A 22,687-nucleotide genomic window follows, 5' to 3' on the forward strand; every position below is an offset into this window, starting at 1 on the left:
ATGTCCTGAGAGAGGAACAAATAACTGCCCCCTGTTCGATCCTGGCGTCGGGATCAATGACGCATCGCGTCCTGCTTTGCCTCGGTGTCTGCACGTCCAGCATCTTCCAGCCACTTCCGAGCGATAAGCTCGAGCATTGCGTGGGTACGTACGAAATCCAATGACGCCTGCGCCCATTCCTGTGCTTGTTGAGCGAAAGCCCGCTCCTGGTCGCCACCCTCTCCGAGTGATTTGCAGAACACGCCTCGCATGTTGACCCTTTCGATGCGAATCCCGAGCTCTACCTGCGAAGAAGCGAGTGTCTCTATGACATGCCGAACGGCTTCGTGTGGCCAGGCGCCATCCGTAGGACTCATTGGGGCATGGGCCAGTACTTGGCCGATCAACTGATCAGTAATGTCCTGACGATTCTGTTCTGCTGCTAGGCGCCGGAGCTCAAGGCACCACGCCAGCAAGGCATCTTGGTTGACCTCTTTATCCGTCTGACCTGGCAATGACTTCAAACTTTTCAGCAATTGGTAAGCAGTGGTGGCCCGCCCCTTCTGCAATGCAGAGGCTTCCACCGGCTCTGCCCCCTTGGCTCTGAACACCAGACACACCAGTTCCATGAAAAAGCTGGGCTGCTCAAGCAGCATTCGATGCAGCGCTTCAGGCTCATTGCGCAGTAGAGGGAGGTAGGCAAACTCTAGGCTCGCCATTTGCTCCACCGTCGTGTCCGGTCGCCCGGCCAACTCCTTGATGACCTTTTCAATGTCGAAGAAGCTGGTGGCCAACTGAGCACTTGGCTTGGCGTTTTGCTCTGCAACTCCCTCCATCAACAGCGACACGACTTCCTGTGTCGGAATCTCACCAAGGCGATGGGATACGGCGCTCAAGGCGGCGACAGGACGTCCGACCTCTCGGTATTTGCCCACTGCATGGAGGAGCTCATCGGCGCTTACATCGAGGGGATAGGGCGATTTTGCAGTCCAATAGGCTCGAGCTACTTCATTTCCGAAGGTCTCTACGTATAGCCATGTCTGCCTATTCTCCGGTATACGCTCGATCACCCTCGCTACACGGTCAGCAGTCAGGCCGCTGCCAATAAGCGCAGAACGCGTGTCCTCTTTCCACCTATCATCGAACCGCACGACCCCGTCTGCCATGACCCCACCAGCTGCGAGCTCAAGCTCCTGCACATCCCTAGCTAGCAGGCCTGTGAACAATGCAAGGCGTTCGTCATAGGACAGTTCAAGGCGCAACGCGGAATAAATCACGAAGTGCGGAAGCTTGGCGCGGTCCGCCAGTTGCAGAACGCCCTGAATACCGAGCGCGTCATACACCACCTTCATAGCTAGCAAACGAGCATTTTCAATGAGCTGGGTAAAATCGGCGCCTTCGTCGTCCATGCCTTCCACAGGTGGCGTCCAGTCATCGAACAACCAAGTATGGTTTTCTACCAGCACTTCGGGCGCGTACTGATCAATTAGCGGCACTAAACATTCAACCCGCTCCTTCGACATCGCCCAATCCATACTCGAATACTTCTGGTGATGCTTGACCTGCACGTTCAAGGCTTTCCAGATTTGCGTGCGGTCATCAGCCTCCGCGACGCTCAGCACCGCACTGAGCCGTTCGACGGTAACCTCGAAAGTATCCTGCTGGAAATGATGCAGTGCGTTAATCAATGTGATCCAACGCTCTGGCGTTGAACCTGCCGCATCGACCGCCAGCGAGATGATCTTGGCCTCGCTCTCCCAGACCAAACCATATGTCAGTGTTTCACCGTCATCCTGCTCGTACTCCCGAAATTTCGGCTTTTCAATTGGCGAGCTGGTATCCCCTGAGCTGGGAAGCAAGCTGGAGAGGAGCGGCCAAGCAATACTCGGGACGGCGTTCAAGGTAGATTGCAGAACGGCCAACCGACGCTTCGTTCTCACAGAAGTGCATGGCATCCAAGAGAGGAAAATAGCGCGTAGGCTGTTGATGGGTCGGTTGCTTAACTTGCCGCCCGGATCGATCGCCGCAAGCTTGGCAAGGCACAGCACAGCCCGCTCAAAGTAGCTGGCATCCCAGACGATTACTTCCAGCGCCCACAACAACCCGCAGTGGTATGTCACGGGCGTGAGCATCCCTGGGTGCTCATCGAAGATGGGCAAGATAGTCGGCGAGACGCCCTCAAGCTGACGCTCAAGGGCTTCTAGAAAAGACCGGGGTGATGCCTCTGCAAGCAACACAAGATTCTGGCTCAGGCTTGCCATCAACGTGGAGTCGCTCGACAGTCCGGGAATCGATCTAATCAAGTCGTCTACAAAGACTTGAGGATCACCACCCGCAACGGTGAACCCCGCATGTTTATGCAGCACAGCCATGTGTAGCAACGTCGTCATTAAACCGTTTCTGAGCTGTTCACTGTGCGAGGTTTCTTGGTCGCGCTTGCTGCGCAGCACGAAGGGTTCGTTTGCAGTGGGTGGTTTGTGCGATGCCACAGCCGTTTGGAAAACGGCGATCAGAGCTGTTTTGAACTGCTCCAGGTGCCGACGCCCAACCCGATGAGCGAGGTGCAGAAACGCATCGACTGGGGCTTTAGTCGCCCACAAATTCTCAACCCTCTCGATGGGCGAATCCTGCATGATCAAGAATTTGAGCAGGTCGTCCTCTGTCTCGTCATAAGGTTTTTGGCTGAGCGAACTGAGGATTTGTTGATCATGTTCAACATTGCAGACCCATGCCCCCGCCAGCATGGCCGGTATCAAAGCGTCGGCATCGCCGACCCACCTCGGCAACTCAGCGGTACCACTTGGCTTCTGTCGAGCCAAGACCGCTAGGCTCCGACCACAGGTACGGGCAACTTCATACCCTTCGCTTTCAGACATGCCCATACCGGTGAATGCTTTACCAAGCTGAGTGCTGGTCGGTCGTACCAGGTCGACATGATCGTTCTTTTTGTCCTCTGCTCCGGCGCTTATCACTGTTGGCCCCGAAGTTTTCAATAGACCTACACAGCTGCGCGCGGCGAGCCGGGGCAAGTAGATAAGGGTGCTCGTGTTGACCAGGTGCCGAGCAGCCTCCTCCGTCTCAACGATCAAGGTACGCGCTTCCAGCGGCTTGCGCACTGGCTCGGGCGCCTTGCGGATCGCGGAGACCGCGAAGGCAATGACTTCATCGGTAGTGTCGGCGGCGAACGCCAGCCGCCCACTTCCCTGGGTCAGGTTTCGCAGCAAGTCTTCGGCCTGGGATTCGCGCCCGGCGAGCAAAACATCTTCGACCAGTGCAGGCTCGAAGCGGCGGGAAAAGAACTCCCAGAACTCATCCGTGCTTAGCACGCCGTGTTGGGGCGCGCGTTTGAATGCATGCCGCGCCCAACGCGAGGCAACTGCTGGGCTTTGCGCAAGCCAATCCTCCAGCAGCGGGCCATCCAGGTAGACGACACGCTTCCACTCACCCAGCTCGTTCTTTTCATCAAGCCAGTCCTCAACTTTTACTGTTGGCGTGTCCCACGTCCTGGGCGAGACGATGACCAAAGTGCACTCGGCACGATCTTCAGCAGTGACCTCTTTGGTGCGCTTGCTGTAGTCGCCTTCGGCCTTGGTTTTGCCGGCACCGTTGGTTCCGAACTCCCAAATTGACTTTTCGTCTGGCACGAACGGGGATGTTGCATCAACATCGAGATAGCCATCGAAGCCTCGAACTTGCCCCATGTCACCGTACAAAAAACGAAGCCGGCGCACCCTAGTGGCGGTGGCCCAGATCAGGTCCGCTACCAGCTCGGGCATCTTATCCCTGCCTTGGAGGGTGTCGGCCCACTGCCCTAGTTCAAGCGCACTGATCCACTTCAACGTTTTTTCTCCCTTTACATGATGTAGCGGTGATTGCCGAGACTACGCGGCTCCTTGGCGTAGACACACTCTAACCCACGCCAGAACAGGACTGCTAGGCACACCGCATTGGTACGTAAAGCGCCTCGTACCTTGCCTCTGTAGGCATGTCTCCAACGGAAAAGGTGGAAAGTGGAGGGTATTTATTTATCGGGCAGACTGGCCGTTGCTGGCCGATTGTTGCCTGTAATCGCGACCGGCAGAAAACGGCCATAAGCTGCCCCTCCCTGGAACTGCGCGCAGCCTTCTGCAGATTGCGCTAGGTACAGGCCTGCCCATTGTTCTGATGGGCAGCCTCCCCACCAATATCGATTTAGTAGAACCACAGGACCACGCCTTATATTGATAAACGCAACACCGATGGATAAAAGGACGTCGAGAGCATCATGCCGACAGGGCATGACTACGGGGTGGGCGATATCAAACAGGCCATTTATGGCTTTCGCGGCAGTGAAAGCGCCTTGATGCAGGCCATCCTCAAGTCACTTCCACAACTCGGCATCTTGACGGCGCGGGTGCGGGAGTTGATCGAGTCGTGACTCTCTGATGAAGTCGCCGGTGGCACTGCCGTGATATTGGCCAGCGCGTAGTTCACCAAACTAATTCCGGTCCTGAGCAATCAGGACCGGCGCTGGCAGTTCAGTCCAATCGGATATCCAACCCAAGCCCCGGCAGGCACCATTCCTGCCAACTTTCGTCTACGGCCGCACGCTCTTCAGCGTTGGCACAAAAATCCTTGGCCAACTCGAACAACGCCGCCATTCGCTGCCGGCGCTGCTCCGTGGTCATCTCGTCTCTGATCCCAACGGCCTGTACCGTCTGGAGAATTTTCGTGCATTGGGCCTCATCCAATCCCTCCGGAAAGATGGAAAAGCACGTTTTCTGACTGACATGCAGCAGCGGTGGCAGTACGCGCAGGATCAATCGGTGCAGTGCTTTATCACCCGTGACCACTGCAGGTGTGCCAATAAATGAATAACCCTGCTGGCGTAGCGTCGGCAGTATCAACCATAGGTTCAAATCCCCCGCCCGGTTGCGCAGGTACGGCACTGTGATGTGGCTGCCCTCAACCTTTTGTCCCGACTGGAAAGCCAGGAAGGAATCCAGATACGAGTAGGCAGGCTTCGTATCCCCGTCGAGTTTGAGCGCCTGCTTACTTTTCAGCACAACCCCTAAGGCAGTCAACATAAGGCTGGAAGTGAAGCGCGGAATATCAGCTTGGCCAATTCGATCAAGCTCAGCCAGCGCCGTATCCACCGGCATCTTCCTCGACAGCAATGATTTCATGATCACTACATAGGGAAAAATGAGGCTAAACTGCGTCTTCAGTGCCGCTTCATTCCTGCGTAAAATTGCCACTTGTTGCTCGGCGAAATTCGCTCGAAAGTTAAAGCCCAAATCGCACAAGGTTTGGGTCATCGCGTCTATCCGGGTAATCGGGTCAGCGCGAAACTCTGGATTGGAAAACCACTGTTCCATCAGCGCCGGCAACGGATTCAGAATTGACTGGTCTCGGACGTACTGCGGCAGCTGGCGCGCCCAATCCACTTTACTCAGGGCATTGGTGTCCAGAAATAGCTCATAGGGACCATCGCCTTTCTTTGCATTCAGAAACGGCCACACCACCGCGCAACCACTTGGTGTGAGCACGCATCGTTCGTCATAAGGCACAGCGATATTAAGTTGCTGCATTGGAACACGAACCTCATCGCATTACTGTTTTTGAAGCCCTAAATCTTATAGGTGACAGGCTACCCTTGCATGGCATCGTTCAAACGCATCCGCTGATTGATTATTGCGTCTCACAACTGTATTCCGGCCGGCGTATTTATCCGCCCTGCACCGACGGGGATACTGCCCCACTGTCGCCTTTCGGATAAACGCTCATGACGAAGTCTGATTTCTCCGCCTGGTCCTGGACCGCAGGGGCAGGCATCGACGCAGAGATCTGGCTCTCTTCGATCTGGCCATCGGCAGCAAGCTTCGAGCCTGCGATTTAATGAAGCCCAAGCTCCGCGTGCGCGATGTCGCTCCTGGCGCGTACGTATCATCACGAGCCATGGTGATGCAGCAGAAAACGCAGCGGCCGTCAGGATTACTAACTCCTTTTTCTATATTTTCGTCGCAAGTTCATCGTAACGGCAGAAAGCATTGGCGAGTTGCATCTGGCGGGGTGTTCGGCATTGGGCCTCAAACAAAGTAGGCGATGCAACGAGTACACATACACATTTTGCACGTGATGTAGCGACATTCAGTCGGTTTAGGCTGTAGAGAAACTCCATGCCACGCGGTGCATCGGCGTAACTTGATGTTGTCATCGAGTAAATAACGATCGGCGCTTCCTGTCCTTGGAATTTGTCGACAGTTCCGATCCGAGCGCCCGAAATGCGGTCCTGTAGCTCGAACACCTGCGCATTGTAGGGAGCAATGATTAATATATCTTGAAGCGATATCAGTCGCTCAACACCATGTCTGTCGATCCAGGTAGTGCCTGACGCAAGGATTTCCTCCACGAGCGTTCGAACGCAATCAGCCTCTTCCGGCGATGAACTCTGATTGCCTTCAGAAACGACTGCAACATAGCGGAGGCCTGAACCATTGAGGCGTCCGGGTGAGCGAATTGCTTGAGCCTCCAATCCTGGGCGAGGATGAAGACGCCCCTCGTAGAATAGTTCGGACGTATAGGAGCAGATGTCCGGATGAAGACGCCATGTCTCCGCAAGAAAAAGTCCTCGGTCAGACGCAATCGTCTGCTCTTCACCAAGAATATGATGCAGAGCTGAAACATCAGTGCCTTCTGGATGACTACCCTGCATCGGCTGATCGAGTTGTTGCGGATCGCCTAGCAACACAACGCTATTCGCCGCTTGTGATACAGCAATTACATTCGCAAGCGCCATTTGCGCCGCTTCATCAATAAACAGCACATCCACGGAGTGCGCTGCATCAGGCGACGCCCACAGCCAAGCAGTCCCTCCTGCCACATTTGCTCTGCTGCCGATGGCGTTTAGCAAATCAGCATTACTTTTTACAAATCGCAATCGCTGCTGATCTGGTTCCATCTCCGAAGGTTTTTGAAAGCAGCAAACATCAATTCCCATTTCTTCAGAAGCCTTCACAACTCCATCGAGAAGGTTGCGGATGACCTTGTGGCTATTGGCAGTTACTCCAACAGTCTTCCCGGCTTGCACGAGAGAACAGATCATACGTGAGCCTGTGTGCGTCTTGCCGGCACCTGGCGGCCCTTGAATTGGAAGCAGTCCACTTTCGATATGTGCCGCAACACGGAGTGCGGCATCTAGGGCAGGCTCACCTTCATGCTGGATCGGTTGATTGCCTATACGAGGGGGCAGACGCATCAGAAGATCACGAGCGGCCTGAAAGGGTCCGCCTCCCTCCATCCCATGAGCAACGACATGTTCGCCGATGCGAACAAGCGCATTGGCGAGGACAGTCGTATTAATAACTGTGTGGGAAAAAACTGCCTCAGGATGAATATTTGCACTGTCCCCTCTTTTCTTAATATCGACCCAACGTTCATCCAGAGAAATTGCGTCGACGCTGCCTAGCTTCCTGCCTCCCAAAGTGTGCAAATCCTCACTGCCGCGCATCTCCGTTTCTTGAGGAGGGAAGCTGTAGCGATGAATGGGTGCCTTAGCGGTTCCCCCATTCACGCCCACAAATGTTAGACCTGAAAGTCCAGCTCGCTCGTCGAGCAAATCTTCTGCCATGAGGTCGGAAAGACGGAAATACTCCCACCAAAGCGCCTTCTGTTCTCGCCGGTGCCAGTCGAGCGAATGCGCGAGAATCCATCGAGCATGCTCCTCGGCCGTGCGCTCCGCCGCATCAGTAGGAACCCCGTCCGTCAACCGTTCGATAAGCCCAATGATCTTCTCTTGCCATTCACCAAGTGCCTCGCTTGGCACGCTCCCAGGGACTTCCGGTCGAGGAATGATATTGCCAACGTTGATCAAGTTGGTGCGCTGTATTTCTAGCCAGTCCCGAAGTCGCCATGTAGATACGCAATCATCTCGGTTGTATCCAGTCACAACAGAACGATCAACATCATTGATGAACGCTAAATCTCCCAGCTCAAGGCATGCTTGAACCTTAGCAAGCGCCTTGTTTGCTTCTGAAAGTTCTGTATCTCGGCTGAAATCGTATAAGGGCTCAAGCTTTTTGATCGAGTAACTTTCCACGCTCGCTCGCAGACCATTTCGTATCACGCTGTAAAGGTCAACAAAACGTTTAGAGCGCAGAAGAGCATCAATCTCTTCTTCACGACTTGCATGACGCCCCATCAACCGTTTTAGAGCAGCCGGCTCATAGGGTGCGAAATGGTAAATGTGCAGATCCGGGTATTGCTCCTGTCGAGCGACGACGAAATCGATGAAACGCTCGAAATTCAGTTTTTCCTCCTCACGAGATAGCGCCCAGTCAGCCGTATAAGCGATGCCATTGTTACCATCAATAAAAGTATAACCAAACAAGTACTCAAGGCCGCCTTCCCCAGCAAATGGGTCGCCCTCCAGATCGAAGAAGATATCCCCGACTGAAGGTTCGGGTAAGCTCGCTAAACCGAATCCCTCCGTAACAGGTAAAAGTTTGTGAAGCACGCTCCCTGCTTCGCGTCCCTCGACCTGAATGCGCGCCTGCTCTCGTACCCGCTCGTACGAATGTACTGCCCCGCGCGAGGGCCTCCATGGAAGCAGAACCGGCATTGCTGCTAGATCCGTCATAGTTTCTATGCCGTGCCGTCTTAACTCATCGATATGGACTTTGGTAATCCCGGCCACAAGCGAGAGATGGTCATCCTCTCGACGTTTCCGGTCGCAACGACTCTGCCAACGACAGATGTCGCAATGCTCCTTCGGTTCGGGATAGATCACCTCCCCCGCGTGCTCGATAGCAGCTACAAGACTGCTTTTGACTCGTCGGAAGTACGCTGCGTAATCGTCCATTCGATACATCTGAGGCTCATACCCGGACCATGGGGCAACTACATAGCTATGTGTCGGGCAACCCCCTTGGATGGTGCCGACTAGATCGGCGTACAAGCAAAGCTGCAAGACAGTTCCACCTTTCGTCTCACGAGCAAGCTTGGTATCGATCACCTCATAAGACCATGCTCCAAGATTGCTCTCGGCCTCTACTCGCCTGAGGACATCCGTGCGACCCACCCAACCATTCGCGCGAAACGCGCCTTGTACTATGATCTCATCCCCAGCGAGCATGGCGCTCCTTGTGCGCTCAACCGATTCGTCATCAACTCCGATACCGTCAATGATTGTCACGGATAGACCCTGGGATCGTAGGTGCTCGACAAAGCCTTGTTCATGTCGCGTGCCACGCTCCCATAGAATCTGCAGCAATGGGTCCCAGATAGCAGGGCGTTCTAGCTCGCCATTCGCCACCGCCAAGTCAAGGCTCGTTAAGTGCCGGCAGTTAAGATGTCCAACCAAGTCAGAAGCACTAAGAAAAATCGAATCGCCTTGCCTTTGCATTTGATTCCGACCTCATCAAAAGTCCATTCAGATGCTCTGTCGTCCAAATGCCAGCTCAAGTGACTTTTAGGATTAGCCAAAGCGAATGCCCGCTCGTCGAGTGTAGTCAATAGTGAAAGATCCACTGTGGATCGAAAAACAGGCACTCAAACATACCCCGTCGCGCTACCTTAGAGCTTGATCCTCATCACGACGCGACTAGGAACCATGGAATGAATCGCAAGCAGTTTCTCGAGCAACCGGACGTGCTCGGCCTCATCCAGTGGCTAATCGAAAACCTCCCCACTCTGCCAGTGCATCTGAAGGTCTCGCGCAGCAGGTTCGTGCGCAAAGCGATCGACTGCAAGGTTCAAGGTATCGAAGCGGTTCAGGCGGAATACCAGTGGGGCGGGAACTGGGAGACGGTCAAGGCGGAGCTGCGCCGGCTGCGCATTCGCTTGCGCCTTGCGGTTCGAGCCCGCGATGAGTTCGCCACGCATGGGGCCTGCGAAGCGATCCTAGCGTGGGGAAATGTCGATGGCGCCGTCGGATTCCTCAAAGAGCAAATGCACGACAAGAACTTGGTGAATTACCTAAAGCAGTGCCAGGCGCTTCTCGCGCTGGACCGCAAGCAGCAGCTCAACCACCTCACCAAGCAGAACATCCTAAGATTCGACTCGGGCATGACTAAGATCCATGCCCTGCTCGATACCACTGGCTCTCCCATCTATGACGGCCGGGTCGGTGCCGCCATCGCGCTGCTCTACCGCCTTTACCGCCAAGGCACCGGCACCACTGCGCCGCAGGCACTGGACTTCGCCTGGGGGCCAGGGATCGGCGACCAGATTCGAAACCCAAAACACTTAAAGCTTGGCTACAACGGTACACCGCAACTCTCCACCACCAGTCGCCACCTTTGGGCACGGCGCCAGCTCCAATTAGGTTGGATCATCCGCGCGGTACTAGAAGGGTCCGAACTATTCGCCAAGCAGCCTCAGCTGGTAGACCGCTGCCACGCCTTTGAAGCTGGATTATTCATGATGGGCTATGACCTACGCAGTCTAGTCCCCGACGGCTATACGATCCCAGTGCCGCCCAAGCCTAACTACCGGGTACGTAGGATGACCCGAGCGACCTGAGATATACAAGCTGATGGTTGACCTGTATGTAGTTCTCAATACGCAGGAAAATAGTCTTAAACACTCAAAAACGTCAGGACCTGAAGAAAAAGACCAATCAACATTGGTAAAGAGACCACGCGTGAGCGCCAAAGCCTGCGTCCGCCCACGCGGAAGCCGTGAGGATTCCACCCAGAGCCAGTGGTTTTGTAGGGGTAAAAACGAAGAGAAATAAAAAAGGGTCGCGAGATAAAATCTCGCAACCCTTTGAAAAATATGGTCGGGACGGAGTGATTCGAACACTCGACCCCTAGCACCCCATGCTGGGGACTGTATCCAGCTAAGCCATTGATTCAAAAAGGATACAACCCCTTTATTGCTCGGCAAAACATAAGCTTTTTTGTGCTTATGCAAATGGAAACACGCGGTCTCTGGATGAGGTTTTGCGCACGACACGCCACTGATGCAGCAGTATGGGCTTGATCGGCTCTCGGGGCTTTTTCTACGGGGCTTTCAGCCTCACCCTGTCTAAAACCCTATCGTCATTTTGGATGCTTTAAGGCCAATGAAACCGGGTTAGCGCAAGGTAGTATTAGACAGAAAAAACCTCCCCCGGCGTCCTGCCGACGAACACCACTCCCAAATCCGCAACACCTCGATTACTGTATGCGCATACAGTATTTGAGTTTTCCCACCATGAACATAGACGAAGACACCTCGGCGTGGCTTGGCTGCCCTACGCCGCTGGAAATGTACAAGCACCAGTGCGCGCTGCTCGAGGATGAACTGACGACCAGTCAGCAGCTTTTGAGCAAGGCGCGCGCGAACATCGCCGGCCTGGTTCAGATGAACGACCTGCTAGCCACCGGCATGGCTTCGGCAGAAGCGAAACTGCGCAAGGCACAGGCCGAGGTAAGTCGCACGAACCTCGAAAACTCGGAGATCTGCAAAAAGATCATGGGCCTGATGATGATGTCGAGCCAGAGCGAACACCTGATCCGGGAGAATCAGCGGCTGCTGCAGGAACTGAGGGTGCTCAAGGAGACACCGCCTTGAAATACAGCTGGCATACCCGAGCGCCGGCCATCTTCTGTATAGGCATCATGCCAGCACCTTTTTCGCCCGACCCCACAACTGCAAGCGATCTTCCAGGCCGTTCAGTCCGCCGTTAATGCGGCGGGTGATCTTCGTGAAATCCCCCTGGTCCGCCAGTGTGTTCAGGCCTTTCGTAGACCAGAACCAGGCCGCCGACATCGCCGCGTGCTGCGGCAGCTCCAGCAGCTCAGGTTGATTGACCAGGTCCAAGCCCAGGGCCTCGCCGCACGCGGCATAGTTGGCCCGGCCGGTGATCTGAATCAGGCCTCGGCCACGGTACTTGGAGCCGTCGCCCTTTACTGTGTTGCCCAGGTCGGCGCGGCCTTCGTAGCCGGCCTGCTGCGCAGTGGGGCCCCAAATCTCGCGGACGTATCGCAACTGGCCCGACTCGTGCCCGACCTGGGCGATGAATGCGGCAACGCGTGCCGCTCCAACGATGCCGTAACGGTTCATGGCGGCATTCAGCACAGGAACAAAAACGCCGGCTTGGCGGCCGGCGTTCGGGAGTATCTGCAGCAGCTGCTGCTCGGTTATAGGCATGATCAACCTCATCGATCATAAAGAAACATGTCGAGACTGATACCGACATGCAATGTAGAATCAGTTGCCCCCCAAGGAAGAAGCTCAGGATGACCAAAGATAATCAGCGCCGCATAGTTTTTTTGGACTACATGCGCATATTTGCTTTCGCGAGCGTATTGATTGGACACAAGTTCTATCCCGCAATGGAACGCTTCGTAGCTGATCAGAACAATAGCGGTATAGCGCGCTGGATGTTAGAGCTAGTTATGCCTCTGTTTTACGGCGGAGTTGTTGGCGTAATAGTTTTTTTCTTGGTTTCAGGTTACATCATTACCCATGTACTACAAAGTGAGCGCCCGCTTGAATTTTTAGTTAAGAGGGCATTCCGCATCTACCCTCTATATGTAGTAGCCGTCATAACTCAGACCGCAATGGATTACAAATTTCATAACGTAACCATTCCTGAAATGGCAACTATGATTCCGCGACTGCTGCTGCTAGGGGATTTTTTCAGCACACCTTACTCACTTGGTGGCGTTGAGTGGACGTTAAGGGTCGAGATTTTATTTTACGCCTACATGGCAGTGCTTAGGATATTCCGCATCCTCGAAAACCCGAACCTTCTGCCTTGGATTTACGCCGCGACGGTGGCTGCCATATATTTTCTGCCAGCCTTTCCATCCGGTGAATTTCTATCCTACGGATATACAAGCATATACTTTGGAGTATTACTTGTAGGGTCTTGCGCTTATCTAATCGAATTCAGAAAAGTCACAGCAGTATTTGCCATCGCCAGTTCAATCATGATGATTGCATCTTCACTATCAATGATAGAAGCTTATCAACCTAGGTGGAGCAACATGTATTTCATTTACTATGGTCTTTCGATCTTTTTGGCGGCAATATATTTAGGGCGCCACCTGCCAGATGGCAGGCCTATAAAGCTGTTATCAAGCCTAACATTTTCGGTATATCTGTTTCATAACTGGCTCATTGAATATATTGTGGCTTTGATTTCCTATATAAAGCCAGGCCTGCCAGCGAACGCACTTACCGCTCTGCCTATCTTAATTTTGGTTTGCTACATTGCTAACCGCACAATTGAGAATCCAATCATACGAATTGGAAGGATCGCCACAGATAGAATATCTGTGGGCATTCAAACACCAAAGTAAGATTCTGGCTTCGATGGCCAAGAAGGGCTGTCTGGCCATCCAGGCAGCCCTGGGACTCTCCCCAAATCAAGATTGTAACGACGCCATAACTGAAGTTGTTCTTTGCGTAGAGGAAGTTCTTCAAGCTCCGAAGGTGAGGCATCACCTTCAGACACTGCAAAGTCCAAGGTATCAAGCCGCCCCGCCAAAACACTTACTTGCAGGTTGGCTTTCTGTGTGGCAGAGCCCAAGGCAGACAGGGACTCGTTCAATTTCAACCCTGCAAGAAAATCGAGATACAGCCCACTTTCCTCGTCGACCTCAACAACACCCGGCCAATCCTCACTGTCTTGAACGCTGGAAAATACAGCAACAACCTTACCATCAACAACTTGTGCATAAATCATATAGTGTACCCCGATACAAAAATATTTATGCTGGCGCTGCTGCCAGTCGCAGAGAACGTGTAATAAATTCTTTGAGCTGTAGCGATAATAAGATTGTAATTCGCGGAGAGGTTGGTAACTGCTGACGCGGTCGTCTGCTGAAGTCCTACTCCGCCCGTCGTAGCGTCCGAGGCAATAAGTGCGTTCAAAGCGCCGGAGTTCGAATTCAGTCCAACGGTTCCGACCACAGAAACAGCGTTCAGTGGCGCAGCTGACGAAATATTTACGCTCGTGAATGTAGAGGCGGACGCAGTTGAAGTCAGCACGCTAACTGCTACGAAGTTAATGTTTCTATCAGACTGATAGCCCACTCTCAGCTGGCCACTGGCGTTCGTACCCCATACGCTGACAAGGGCCGACGCAGTGTATCCAGCAGGCATGCTTGCGCCGCCATAAACAGAGGGCGCGGCGGCCGAGGTCGCATTCACGGCGAGCAGTGCCGATACCTGGGTGGTTGGGTTGTAGATAGCGTAGATCGCAACAAAGCCACTGACCGGAGCCGTACCGGTGTCCATGCCGCCGGCACCGACGGTTGCCAGGTTGATGGACTTGTTGAACGAGGAAAGCTTGACCTGAGCGCCGCCAAGAGAAGTGGCGACAATGATCTCATCCGCAGTCAATGTGGCGTTAGCGCTCGCGGCAGCGACAGACATTTTTAGATTGCGCGCGGAACCCACAACGCTAAGCGACAGCGACAATAACTCTTGGTATACGAAATTCGTATTGGCGAGTCTCGCGCTGTTGTTATGAAGGGGCGGTGTTGAGTTCGTTGCCGGCTCACCAGTAAATACCGGGCTATTTAAATCAGCTTTATCGAGCAACCGAGTTGCAAGCTTTTTCGGTGTTACTGCCACGGAGTCATTGGTACCCGTGGTTACCTGCGCCTGGGTTGCAATCTTGAGCCATCCAAATGCGGTCTCAGTGGCCTGCGTTACCACCTTGGCGATCGCCTGGAATACTCGAAGCGGGCTCATCGCCTTGGTGATTGATGTCCCGTCCTCGGCTTCGGGCTGGCTCGCAAACGAAACCGAAGAGCCGGCGATCTTCTGATCGATAGCCGCATTCAACTGCGTGTTGTCGTCTTCGTCCGGATCGAGCCCGGCCTCCTGAATTACATTCAGGATTTCCTGGGTTACGGCATTACCCCAGGCGGATGGAATCAGCGAGCCGGGCGTGCCGGCGACTGCGTCCTCATCAATAAATTTGCCATCTACCAACCCAACGCTGGGCACACTTTTCGGAAAATCCACGGTTTTACCCCTCAGTCGTAATTGATATGCACAACGGTGTGTGCCGGCGCTGGCCGCCTGATCAGGCATTCCAGTGCGTTGCCCGGGTTGGTGCCGAAACGCTCGCCCCAATAGCTGACACCGAAGCGGCGGCCCTGCCGCTGCCGGCCGCCGGTGTTGAGCGTCCACATGAATTGGGCGTTCCAGGTGCCGAAATGAGCAGCCCCAAAACGAGAACGCCCCATACGGGGCGCTCTGTGCTCGGTGATATTTGCGTTTGGGTATCCCTGGCTTACCGCGATCTCTATGAAGTAGCCGCGGCTCTGCCCGCCCACCTCCACCAATCTCCGGCGAACGGCCAGGCGTCGATCCTCAAACGCAGGGTTCGGGCCGAGGCAGGTGTCCGGCAGGCCCATGATCGATTCCCAATCTGGAACGAGCTCGCTAACCCCTGCTGGATCCATTTCGTTCAGCAGCGCCACGGCCCGCGCATCCACGCGGGAGAACTCCAGAGCCACGCCGGATAGCACCAGCGCGACTTCTGGCACAAGCTCAGGATCCCAGGCAGGGCCAGGCGGGAGCAGCCCCTGAAGCTGCACCCGATATTCTTCCGCCGTTCTAATCACAGCCATGTGATACCCCCGAAGGTCAGAAGCTGGTTGGCAGCGGGTACAACGTTCGCCGACGGCGCGATGAGCTGGTGATCAGTTTCGCCGGCAGACCCACTGATAGCCTCGGCTATATGGGTGAGCAGAAGCGTTTCGCCGAGCCCCGCCTCACGCTCGTGAAGGTCCACAAGCTGAGCCTGGATGGCGGCGCGTACTGCTGACGTGTCGGGTACGGCGTGGATCTGGTAGACCACCGGCACCTCAACCGGGGCCAGCACATACAGCTCAGCAGTAACTGGCCGTAATTGCTCGATATAGGCCTTCACCTCAGCCAGTTGGGTGGGATTCGGCACTGGCTCAGCGTCGCCATCACGCATCACGAACAAACCAACAGTGCCTGGCCCAAGGTAATTGCCACGGCACCATGCCCGCGTGATGCCGGGCACCTCAAGTGCCCAGGTTTCGTAGTCATCTTTTGAGCCGCCATGCGGGATCACGCGGTAGGACCGAACAACGCGCGCCCGCAGCGATTCAACGCTCTCTTGAGCAATTCCGCCGGTGAGCCCTGGAGCGAGTACGGTGAAGGTGTTCACCACACCCTCCACTGGCTGGATCAACTTCAACGTCAGGCCTGCGTCGGCATTACCGAGAACGCCCGCATCAACGGCAGCAATCGTGGTGGTGTTTACCCCGGCCGTAGTCGTTAATCCGGCAGTGATCTTGTAGGTTCGGCCGTCATCGGCCTGGAGCACCACGTCGACATCGAGCACCGCCAGCGCGGCAGCAGTGAATCCGACCGAGCCTTCGGCGGGCTGCGCCGGATTGCGAGGCTGGCTCAATCGAAGGATCGCTATGCGCTCGAGTGTTTCCTCGTCAGCGCGGTCTGGCAGGATCTGGTCAACGATCCAGTCGAGGTATCCGTACAGCCCGTACGCGGTGCCGCTCAGGGTCCTGGCCAGCACCTGGGCGTCAGACCGTCGTAACACATCACTGGCAAGGTCGCTTTGGGTACGGCTGATGAGTACCGGCAGGGACGGAGTTTCAAACGGCATAGATCACCTGCCATGAAGAAGAGGGTTTGATTTCGAGCCGAGCGCCGCCAAGAATCGTCAGGATCACAACCAGGTTCAGGCGGTTGATTCCGACTTTCTCACTGTCGATTTCGATACCCACCACGCGCTCATCGGTGAGCAACCAGCGCAGCGCCTCATCGGCGTAAAACTCGGCATCGCGCTGAGTGGCCTCGGTGAGCTTTACCCGGCGCAGCAGCCACAGGCGGGAGCCGATCTTGTCGTCGGCGGTCGCTGGATAGCTGTCACCCCACCAGCCATAGCGCTCCTCGTCATCGACCGGGTCATCCGTCGCCGCGCGTCGCCAGGTGAAAAGGCTGATCATCACCGCGCGCGTGAGACCGGCCTCCACTGTGTTTGAAATAATCATTCAGCCTCCGGCACGGGCGGGCCACTCTGGCTGTTCCCGAACATCACGGAGCCATGGACATGCTCTATCTGGCTGACACCGCCTGCCACCTGGTCACCCGCGGAAACGATCCGTCCGGTCTGGGTTATCAACGGGGTGTCAAAATTCACTGACGTTCCGGCCTTGATGTTCAGCGTTTGGGTTTCTATGTCGATGACCTGGCCACGCTTGAAGTGGATCTTGTCCCCCTCGTCCGTGAAGATGACCACCTCGCCCGGGGCAACTTCGCTGATGCGGTAGCGGCGGTCAGAAGCGACCACAACAACCGCGTGGGAGCGATCACCACCCAGGAACGCCGTCAGCACCTCGGCGCCCGGCAGCGGATTGCTGGTGAAGCCGTAGGGTTCGAAATGCTCGACACCATCTTTCAGCTCACCCGCCGTCAGGCGGATTTGCAGCGATTGCATCTTCTTCCCGGCGTTTGCGAGCACGACGGTGCCGCGGGCCAACATGCTTTTCAGGCTCATTGTTTTGGCTCGTAGTCTGCTGGGATGAGGTATTCGAAGTTGTCGCCCTTCCCGCCCTTTTTAAGCTTGCGGTTTTTCAGCGAATCGTTCGGCTCCGGCTCGTAACTGTCGGGCGGGCCGACTTCCATTTTTGTGATCATGCCGCCCTCGCCCAGGATGTATGTCACCCGAGCTATGAGCATCCAACGGTCGTATCCGATGATCGGGTCGATGACCCGGACCAGCATGTTGTGTTTCCAGAGCTGGCCGTTGGTCTGCCTCCACCCCTGAACCTCATACGTGGTGGTCAGCGCCTTGCCCATGCGCGTGACGCTTTCCCAGTGCGCCCTTGCCTGGGCCAGCTCAGTCGTAAGCTGGCCGGACTGCTGGATCACCATCACCCGCCGACGGGCAACCCGGGGATCAGTGACCGTTGCCGAAACCTCGGCTGCCGCGGCGCCGAACTCGTCATCGGTGCCGCTCTTCTGCCCGAGCACTCGGTACTCGGAAAACACCGCAGAGAAGTCGAGCCCGGCACTGCCGGTCTTGATGTTCTTGCCCACCTCAAGCGCGTCGAACGCGCGCCCCTCACTTCCCGGCCTGGCCAGCACCACCATCCCGGTGGCGTCGTCAGTCGAGAACACCCTGAACAGAGTGAGCAGTCGGTCGATGGACTCGAAAACCGTTTCGCCTGGCTCGATGGTGTGATCCGAAAGCTTTGCGCTTTCGGGGATCTCGCTGCGCACCTTCAACCCGTAGGGCGCTGCAAGCGCAGAGACGATTGACAAGACGCTCTGATTGTTCCACTGACCCGGTTCATTGATTGCCGCGCAATCGACCAGGTCGGCGGTCAGCGACCTACCGCTGATGGACATGGTGATTTGTTTGTCGTCGTAATCAATCGGCGAGGCGAACACCCACCCAGTAAGAACCAAGTCATCCCCGATTCGAATTTGGCACTTGTCCCCCTCTTTGATCGGTCGCCCTATGGTCTGCCCTGGCCACTTCCATGTGACGCTCAAATTGAACGACCGGGCCTGATCCTCGAGGCCTGGGGCAATTTCAACCGATTTCCAGCCAGAGTAATCCGAACCGTTGACGCTGAGCGTCACGGTGTTTTCATCTTCGTCCACGGGTTACCTCTGGGCTATTTTGATCGGCCGTGCGGGCACAAACCCTGGGTGGTGAATGCGGTTTCGCTCCACGACCTCGGACTCACGCGTAGCGTCCCCGAAGCGCCGGTACGCCAGGACCAGAGCAGAAAGGGTTTCCGGCGGGGTAATTTCCACCAGGCGAACGCCGGAAGCAGCGACCGCCGTCAGGTGCTTGACGATTGTCTGTCGCAGGGCATTGAGCACCAGGTAATGAGCCGAGTCGGCTTTAAGTGATGCCTCAAGCATCGCCTCGTTCAATCCGTCGCGCAGCTCGAGCACATCATCTGCCACCGGCACCTCAGGCCTTTCGAAGGGCTGCACGGCCTGTTGATCAGCAGATGGCGTTGTGTCTGTGGACACAGGCTGCGAGGCGATCGGCATTTCGCTGACGATCAGGGCAATCTGAACAAACAGTGCGTCCTGCACCAGATCGGCCGTGGCCTTCGATGCAGCGGCCGAGTCGACACCGCCGATCGTGCTGACGGTATTAATGCTGCTCACCGCTTCGGCCTGCTGGCTTGCTGTGGCTACGGTGTTGCGATAGCTGGAGTCGTTGCTCAGGTAATCCTGAACTGAGAAATCGCTGAAATAGCTGGAGAACAGTGCCGACAGCGAGCCGGGCGCATTCATGATCGACTGCGCCAGCCCGGTCAGGTTTGTGAAGACGGCCACGAACGGTGCGAACTGGCGCTGGATTACCGTGTACACCGCAGACAGGTTGTTGCGCAGGCGGGCCAGACCCAGGCGTGCCTGGTCAACCTTGGCCATCGCGGCCTTGTATCGCGCCAGCGCCGATTCCCACATGCTCTCCGAAGCCTTCACCACCTGCTGCTGGGTATTGACCCTGGCCACGGGGAACTTGAGCGGCGTGTCCGGATAGAACGTGACCAGCATGCTGACCATGCCGCCCTGTTGGTAGTCGTGGGTCAACTCTGCTTCGCCGGCCTTGACCTGCATTCTTCCCAGCCAAGGGTGAACCAGCTCGCCAGCTCCCGGCGTTTGAATGGCTTCAAGGAACTTATCGCGCCGCTCGAAACAATCGTCGCCGATGATCCAAATCGTGAGCCGGTGCACCTGGGACTGCTTGCCCAGTTGCTCGAAGTAAGGCTCATCTCGCTGAGGAAACTCGTGCAACTGCCCTTTCATGCCCACCGGCACCGAGGCCTGGGGAATCAAGAAACTGATCCCCCGGAACGAGGCCGGCAGCAGTTCGTCACGCCACGTTCTTTCTGCCATTTACTGCGACCTCATCACGCCAACGGTTCGCGTACCGACGTTGGGCTTTATTTTCAGACCGGTCTGGCTGGCCTGCGGCTGATCGACGGTCGTGCCAAGCGGCGCGCCTTTGATGTTTACGTTTATCTCGCCGTTGACCTTCTGCGTCTGGGTAGCAGCGGTTTGCTGCAGCAGGCTGCCAGAAGGCGGCAATTGCCCAGGCCGGCTCAGCAGTCGGTTGTTATCGATGCCAAAGGCTTCGTTGTTGGCCGCCCGCCGCGACTGAGCAGCCAACGCCGCATCGGACTGGAGAAACTCACCAGTGCCGCCGCCGGCGCCGGCATTTCGTTTCTGCTGGGCCTCCGTGAAAGCGTTCACCTTGTTGGTCGCGGTCTGGATGATCCCGTCGCCCCCGTCCCCACCACCGAACCATTTCATGATCGGCTCAATGATCGGCTTGAGCTTTGCCCACAAAGATTGGAACCAGGCGGTGATGGGGCCCCAATGCTTGACGATCAAGCCCAGGGGGCTCCAGTCGAATATCAACTTGAAGAAGTCCATGGCAGGAACCGACAGAGCCACAAGCAGATCCCACAAAGCCCCGAAGAACTTCGTCAGCGGCTCCCAGTTCGCCGTGATCAGCGCGAGCGGCGTGTACTCGGCAAACTTCTTGAACCACTCCCAGGCTTGCATCACCGGGCCTTCGATCTTGGCCCAGACCTTCTCGAAGAACGGCGCAACCGTTGCCCAGTTTGCAATGAGCAGGCCGGCCGCCAGCGCGATACCCCGGATAACCAGGCCGACAATCGACTTCTTGGTCACGGCGTTGAACAGAGTCATCGCCATGGTGGTGGCCACCACCGCTACGCGGAGCACGCCGTAGGCCAATGCCGCGGCGACGATGCCTTTGATCAAGCCAGGATGCTGAGCGGCCAGTGTGGAAAGCTTGGAAACCAGGGGGCCGATGATGGTCAGGAAGTCGTTAAACGGTGGCAGCAGTGCACTACCCACCTCAACGCCCAGCCGGGTCACTTTGTTCTGCAGCAACTGCATCGCATTGGCTGTGGTGGCCGAACGCGCGGCATATTCCTTCTGCATAGATCCGGCATAGCCTGAACCCTCGGCGACATCCCGGAAGCTCTTCTTCAGGAGATCGAGGTTTGTCAGCAATGGAGCGATCGCGGTGACGGACTCCGAACCAAACAGCTGAGTCAAGAGGCCGGCCTGCTTCTCCGGGGCGACCATCGCGATGCGAGCGAGCACATCCTCGATAGTGCCCTGCGCATCCTTCTGCATGCTCTTGGCGACCTTCGTCACGTCGAGGCGCAGAGACTTAAAGGCCTGGGCCTGTTGTTTAGTGGCGGCACTCCCTTTCGTCAGGGCCAGCATGAAGTTCTTCATGCCGGTTGCCGCAACCTCGCTCGGTACACCTACGCCCGCCAGAGTGGCACCCATGGCGGCGATCTGCCCTGAAGCCAGGCCAGCGATTGCGCCAAGCGGGCCGATGCGCGTCACGATGTCGGAGATCTGCGCGGCCGAAGACGGACCGACGTTGCTCAGGTAGTTGATCTGGTCGGCCAGCTTAACCACTTCGGGCTGGGTCAGTTTGAACGACGTGCGCCACTTGGCCATCATGTCGCCCGACTGCTCGGCGGTCTGATCAAAGGCAACGCCCATCTTCACGGCGTCTTCGGCAAACTGTTTCAGCTCACCGCGAGCAAAGCCGGCCTGGCCGCCGGCGGCGACAATCGCAGCAATGCCGCTTGCCGCCATCGGCATGTTTTCCGACAGGTCGAGTACATCCTGCCCCATCTGCTTGAACTGCTGCGGGGTGTCGAAGTCAACCACCTTCTTCACGTCCGCCATAGCGGTCTCAAACTCGATGGCCGCCCGGGCGCCAGCAATAAACGGTGCCGCCAGGGCGCCGCCCTGCAAAGCCTCCTTGAACCCGATTTTGCCCAGACCCGAGTTGTTCATCTGCTTGGTGAAACCCGCAACGTTCTTACGGATCCCTGCCAGCGTCGGCGACAGCTTGTCGACGCCGGTGATCAACGCCTTGAGCTGGAACTTGTCCGCCATCACTACACCTGCTGGGATTGGTTAATGCGCTGGGCGTGCTCCAGCGATTCAAGAAGCACGTCCAGTGGCCGGGCCATCAATAGCTCCGGATCAACTTTCCAGAACCACGCCAGGTCATACGCGACCTCGATCAGCTGCTCGGTTGTGCTGATGCCGCGCTCATGAAAAAACCGGCCACCTGCCAGCTCAGTGTGTTGAGGTCCGCCAGATCGAGCTGGTTGACCGACGACGGAGGGATGCCTGCGCAAACCGCGATGTATTTCGCGGCGACGTCCATGTCGAGGCTGACCTCTTCGTTTTTGTCGATCTTGTAGGGCAAGGCCTTGATGGCCCGAACTTCCTGCACGGTCGGCCGGCGCAGGTTCAGTTCGGTCAGGGGCTCGCCGTGCGCTTCAATAGGAACCTGCAGCTTTACGGAATCACTCATTGCCAGATCCCTTTGATGCCATCGAATTGCAGCTCTACCGTGCCGTCGTCAGCCTTGAACGATGGCTCATCGACCAGGTAGGCGCCGGAAAGAACGTAGACGCGGCCGTTGTTGAATTCGCAGGTGACCGTCATGTCGCGGCCATTCGCCAGCGTCTTGATCGGAAAGCCCACCTCAACGATGGCTGTCATCTTCAAGTACGCCGCCAGTTCTTCTTCCTTGTAGAAGCCTGGATAAACCGTCTCCCGCTTCACTTCCATCAACGGCGCTTCCGCGCCTCCGGTGATAGTGAGCTGCGTGCCGTCCACTTTTACGTATGCGGTACCCGCTACTTTTTGACCCATGGTCTTTTCCTCTGGAATGAAAAAGCCCGCT

The 22,687-nt window shown here is 56.2% G+C and carries 19 protein-coding genes and 1 pseudogene; 5 read left to right on the forward strand and 15 right to left on the reverse strand.

Translation table 11 applies throughout. The features are described from left to right. Positions 1–53: 53 nt before the first annotated feature. The gene (locus V3W40_RS09240) at positions 54–3,818 is read right to left on the reverse strand and encodes a hypothetical protein (protein ID WP_330214902.1); all 3,765 of its coding nucleotides are present in this window, start codon (positions 3,816–3,818) and stop codon (positions 54–56) included. A 425-nt stretch (positions 3,819–4,243) separates the two neighbouring features. On the opposite strand from V3W40_RS09240, the gene V3W40_RS09245 reads away from it, so the two are divergent. After that, positions 4,244–4,396 carry a hypothetical protein gene (locus V3W40_RS09245; RefSeq protein WP_330214903.1) on the forward strand — a complete coding sequence of 51 codons (153 nt, stop codon included), beginning with the start codon at positions 4,244–4,246 and terminating at the stop codon, positions 4,394–4,396. Positions 4,397–4,496: 100 nt separating this feature from the next. Here the strand turns inward: V3W40_RS09245 and V3W40_RS09250 are convergent, their stop codons facing one another. After that, positions 4,497–5,549: a hypothetical protein gene (locus V3W40_RS09250; RefSeq protein WP_330214904.1), complete on the reverse strand. Its 1,053-nt coding sequence runs from the start codon at positions 5,547–5,549 to the stop codon at positions 4,497–4,499. A gap of 217 nt (positions 5,550–5,766) precedes the next feature. On the opposite strand from V3W40_RS09250, the pseudogene V3W40_RS09255 reads away from it, so the two are divergent. Further along, positions 5,767–5,946 (forward strand): annotated as a pseudogene (locus V3W40_RS09255) (hypothetical protein); the annotation flags it as partial. Between the two features lie 22 nt (positions 5,947–5,968). On the opposite strand, the gene V3W40_RS09260 reads toward V3W40_RS09255, so the two are convergent. Next, positions 5,969–9,361 (reverse strand): TM0106 family RecB-like putative nuclease, encoded by a 3,393-nt coding sequence (locus V3W40_RS09260; RefSeq protein WP_330214905.1) that lies wholly within the window; start codon positions 9,359–9,361, stop codon positions 5,969–5,971. A gap of 212 nt (positions 9,362–9,573) precedes the next feature. Here V3W40_RS09260 and V3W40_RS09265 point away from each other — a divergent pair, with 212 nt between their 5' ends. Both V3W40_RS09265 and V3W40_RS09270 read left to right on the forward strand, forming a co-directional pair. Then, positions 9,574–10,479 carry a hypothetical protein gene (locus V3W40_RS09265; RefSeq protein WP_320337344.1) on the forward strand — a complete coding sequence of 302 codons (906 nt, stop codon included), beginning with the start codon at positions 9,574–9,576 and terminating at the stop codon, positions 10,477–10,479. 675 nt (positions 10,480–11,154) lie between these two features. Beyond that, positions 11,155–11,514 carry a hypothetical protein gene (locus V3W40_RS09270; RefSeq protein WP_330214906.1) on the forward strand — a complete coding sequence of 120 codons (360 nt, stop codon included), beginning with the start codon at positions 11,155–11,157 and terminating at the stop codon, positions 11,512–11,514. A 45-nt stretch (positions 11,515–11,559) separates the two neighbouring features. On the opposite strand, the gene V3W40_RS09275 is transcribed toward V3W40_RS09270, so the two are convergent. Continuing rightward, entirely contained in the window at positions 11,560–12,093 is a 534-nt protein-coding gene (locus V3W40_RS09275; protein ID WP_330214907.1) for a glycoside hydrolase family 19 protein, read from the reverse strand. 89 nt (positions 12,094–12,182) lie between these two features. Between V3W40_RS09275 and V3W40_RS09280 the strand changes: the two genes are divergently transcribed. After that, entirely contained in the window at positions 12,183–13,250 is a 1,068-nt protein-coding gene (locus V3W40_RS09280) for an acyltransferase family protein (protein ID WP_330214908.1), read from the forward strand. On the opposite strand, the gene V3W40_RS09285 is transcribed toward V3W40_RS09280, so the two are convergent. The 11 genes from V3W40_RS09285 to V3W40_RS09335 all read right to left on the reverse strand — a co-directional run bounded on the left by V3W40_RS09285 (position 13,235) and on the right by V3W40_RS09335 (position 22,656). Next, entirely contained in the window at positions 13,235–13,636 is a 402-nt protein-coding gene (locus V3W40_RS09285; protein ID WP_330214909.1) for a hypothetical protein, read from the reverse strand. The two genes, V3W40_RS09280 and V3W40_RS09285, sit on opposite strands and share 16 nt — an antisense overlap. After that, complete coding sequence (locus V3W40_RS09290) at positions 13,633–14,925, reverse strand: hypothetical protein (RefSeq protein WP_330214910.1); 1,293 nt, start codon at positions 14,923–14,925, stop codon at positions 13,633–13,635. Before V3W40_RS09290 ends, V3W40_RS09285 begins: the two co-directional genes overlap by 4 nt. An 11-nt stretch (positions 14,926–14,936) precedes the next feature. After that, complete coding sequence (locus V3W40_RS09295) at positions 14,937–15,536, reverse strand: YmfQ family protein (protein WP_122768122.1); 600 nt, start codon at positions 15,534–15,536, stop codon at positions 14,937–14,939. Next, positions 15,527–16,564, reverse strand: a complete 1,038-nt coding sequence (locus V3W40_RS09300) for a baseplate J/gp47 family protein (RefSeq protein ID WP_330214911.1) — start codon at positions 16,562–16,564, stop codon at positions 15,527–15,529. Before V3W40_RS09300 ends, V3W40_RS09295 begins: the two co-directional genes overlap by 10 nt. Then, a complete protein-coding gene (locus V3W40_RS09305; protein ID WP_330214912.1) occupies positions 16,554–16,952 on the reverse strand; it encodes a phage GP46 family protein in 399 nt (132 codons plus the stop codon). Before V3W40_RS09305 ends, V3W40_RS09300 begins: the two co-directional genes overlap by 11 nt. Next, positions 16,949–17,458, reverse strand: a complete 510-nt coding sequence (locus V3W40_RS09310) for a phage baseplate assembly protein V (protein ID WP_330214913.1) — start codon at positions 17,456–17,458, stop codon at positions 16,949–16,951. The genes V3W40_RS09305 and V3W40_RS09310 overlap by 4 nt, the downstream gene beginning before the upstream one ends. Beyond that, complete coding sequence (locus V3W40_RS09315; protein ID WP_330214914.1) at positions 17,455–18,570, reverse strand: phage baseplate assembly protein; 1,116 nt, start codon at positions 18,568–18,570, stop codon at positions 17,455–17,457. The genes V3W40_RS09310 and V3W40_RS09315 overlap by 4 nt, the downstream gene beginning before the upstream one ends. A gap of 3 nt (positions 18,571–18,573) precedes the next feature. Then, the gene (locus V3W40_RS09320; protein WP_330214915.1) at positions 18,574–19,827 is read right to left on the reverse strand and encodes a DNA circularization protein; all 1,254 of its coding nucleotides are present in this window, start codon (positions 19,825–19,827) and stop codon (positions 18,574–18,576) included. Next, positions 19,828–21,885 carry a phage tail tape measure protein gene (locus tag V3W40_RS09325; RefSeq protein WP_330214916.1) on the reverse strand — a complete coding sequence of 686 codons (2,058 nt, stop codon included), beginning with the start codon at positions 21,883–21,885 and terminating at the stop codon, positions 19,828–19,830. It lies immediately after the preceding gene. Between the two features lie 130 nt (positions 21,886–22,015). After that, a complete protein-coding gene (locus V3W40_RS09330) occupies positions 22,016–22,312 on the reverse strand; it encodes a phage tail assembly protein (RefSeq protein ID WP_265085419.1) in 297 nt (98 codons plus the stop codon). Then, positions 22,309–22,656: a phage tail tube protein gene (locus V3W40_RS09335; protein WP_330214917.1), complete on the reverse strand. Its 348-nt coding sequence runs from the start codon at positions 22,654–22,656 to the stop codon at positions 22,309–22,311. The genes V3W40_RS09330 and V3W40_RS09335 overlap by 4 nt, the downstream gene beginning before the upstream one ends. Positions 22,657–22,687: the final 31 nt, after the last annotated feature.

The sequence above is a fragment of the Pseudomonas sp. AM8 genome, assembly GCF_036346475.1.
In the GTDB taxonomy this organism is placed as follows: domain Bacteria; phylum Pseudomonadota; class Gammaproteobacteria; order Pseudomonadales; family Pseudomonadaceae; genus Aquipseudomonas; species Aquipseudomonas marginalis.

What these genes read in the sequence shown, in the direction of transcription:
- V3W40_RS09300 (WP_330214911.1), bottom strand. Translation starts at nt 16,564, where the DNA reads ATGCCGTTTGAAACTCCGTCCCTGCCGGTACTCATCAGCCGTACCCAA.
- V3W40_RS09335 (WP_330214917.1), bottom strand. Translation starts at nt 22,656, where the DNA reads ATGGGTCAAAAAGTAGCGGGTACCGCATACGTAAAAGTGGACGGCACG.
- V3W40_RS09330 (WP_265085419.1), bottom strand. Translation starts at nt 22,312, where the DNA reads ATGAGTGATTCCGTAAAGCTGCAGGTTCCTATTGAAGCGCACGGCGAG.
- V3W40_RS09285 (WP_330214909.1), bottom strand. Translation starts at nt 13,636, where the DNA reads ATGATTTATGCACAAGTTGTTGATGGTAAGGTTGTTGCTGTATTTTCC.
- V3W40_RS09265 (WP_320337344.1), top strand. Translation starts at nt 9,574, where the DNA reads ATGAATCGCAAGCAGTTTCTCGAGCAACCGGACGTGCTCGGCCTCATC.
- V3W40_RS09275 (WP_330214907.1), bottom strand. Translation starts at nt 12,093, where the DNA reads ATGCCTATAACCGAGCAGCAGCTGCTGCAGATACTCCCGAACGCCGGC.
- V3W40_RS09260 (WP_330214905.1), bottom strand. Translation starts at nt 9,361, where the DNA reads ATGCAAAGGCAAGGCGATTCGATTTTTCTTAGTGCTTCTGACTTGGTT.
- V3W40_RS09280 (WP_330214908.1), top strand. Translation starts at nt 12,183, where the DNA reads ATGACCAAAGATAATCAGCGCCGCATAGTTTTTTTGGACTACATGCGC.
- V3W40_RS09245 (WP_330214903.1), top strand. Translation starts at nt 4,244, where the DNA reads ATGCCGACAGGGCATGACTACGGGGTGGGCGATATCAAACAGGCCATT.
- V3W40_RS09295 (WP_122768122.1), bottom strand. Translation starts at nt 15,536, where the DNA reads ATGGCTGTGATTAGAACGGCGGAAGAATATCGGGTGCAGCTTCAGGGG.
- V3W40_RS09305 (WP_330214912.1), bottom strand. Translation starts at nt 16,952, where the DNA reads ATGATTATTTCAAACACAGTGGAGGCCGGTCTCACGCGCGCGGTGATG.
- V3W40_RS09310 (WP_330214913.1), bottom strand. Translation starts at nt 17,458, where the DNA reads ATGAGCCTGAAAAGCATGTTGGCCCGCGGCACCGTCGTGCTCGCAAAC.
- V3W40_RS09325 (WP_330214916.1), bottom strand. Translation starts at nt 21,885, where the DNA reads ATGGCGGACAAGTTCCAGCTCAAGGCGTTGATCACCGGCGTCGACAAG.
- V3W40_RS09270 (WP_330214906.1), top strand. Translation starts at nt 11,155, where the DNA reads ATGAACATAGACGAAGACACCTCGGCGTGGCTTGGCTGCCCTACGCCG.
- V3W40_RS09320 (WP_330214915.1), bottom strand. Translation starts at nt 19,827, where the DNA reads ATGGCAGAAAGAACGTGGCGTGACGAACTGCTGCCGGCCTCGTTCCGG.
- V3W40_RS09250 (WP_330214904.1), bottom strand. Translation starts at nt 5,549, where the DNA reads ATGCAGCAACTTAATATCGCTGTGCCTTATGACGAACGATGCGTGCTC.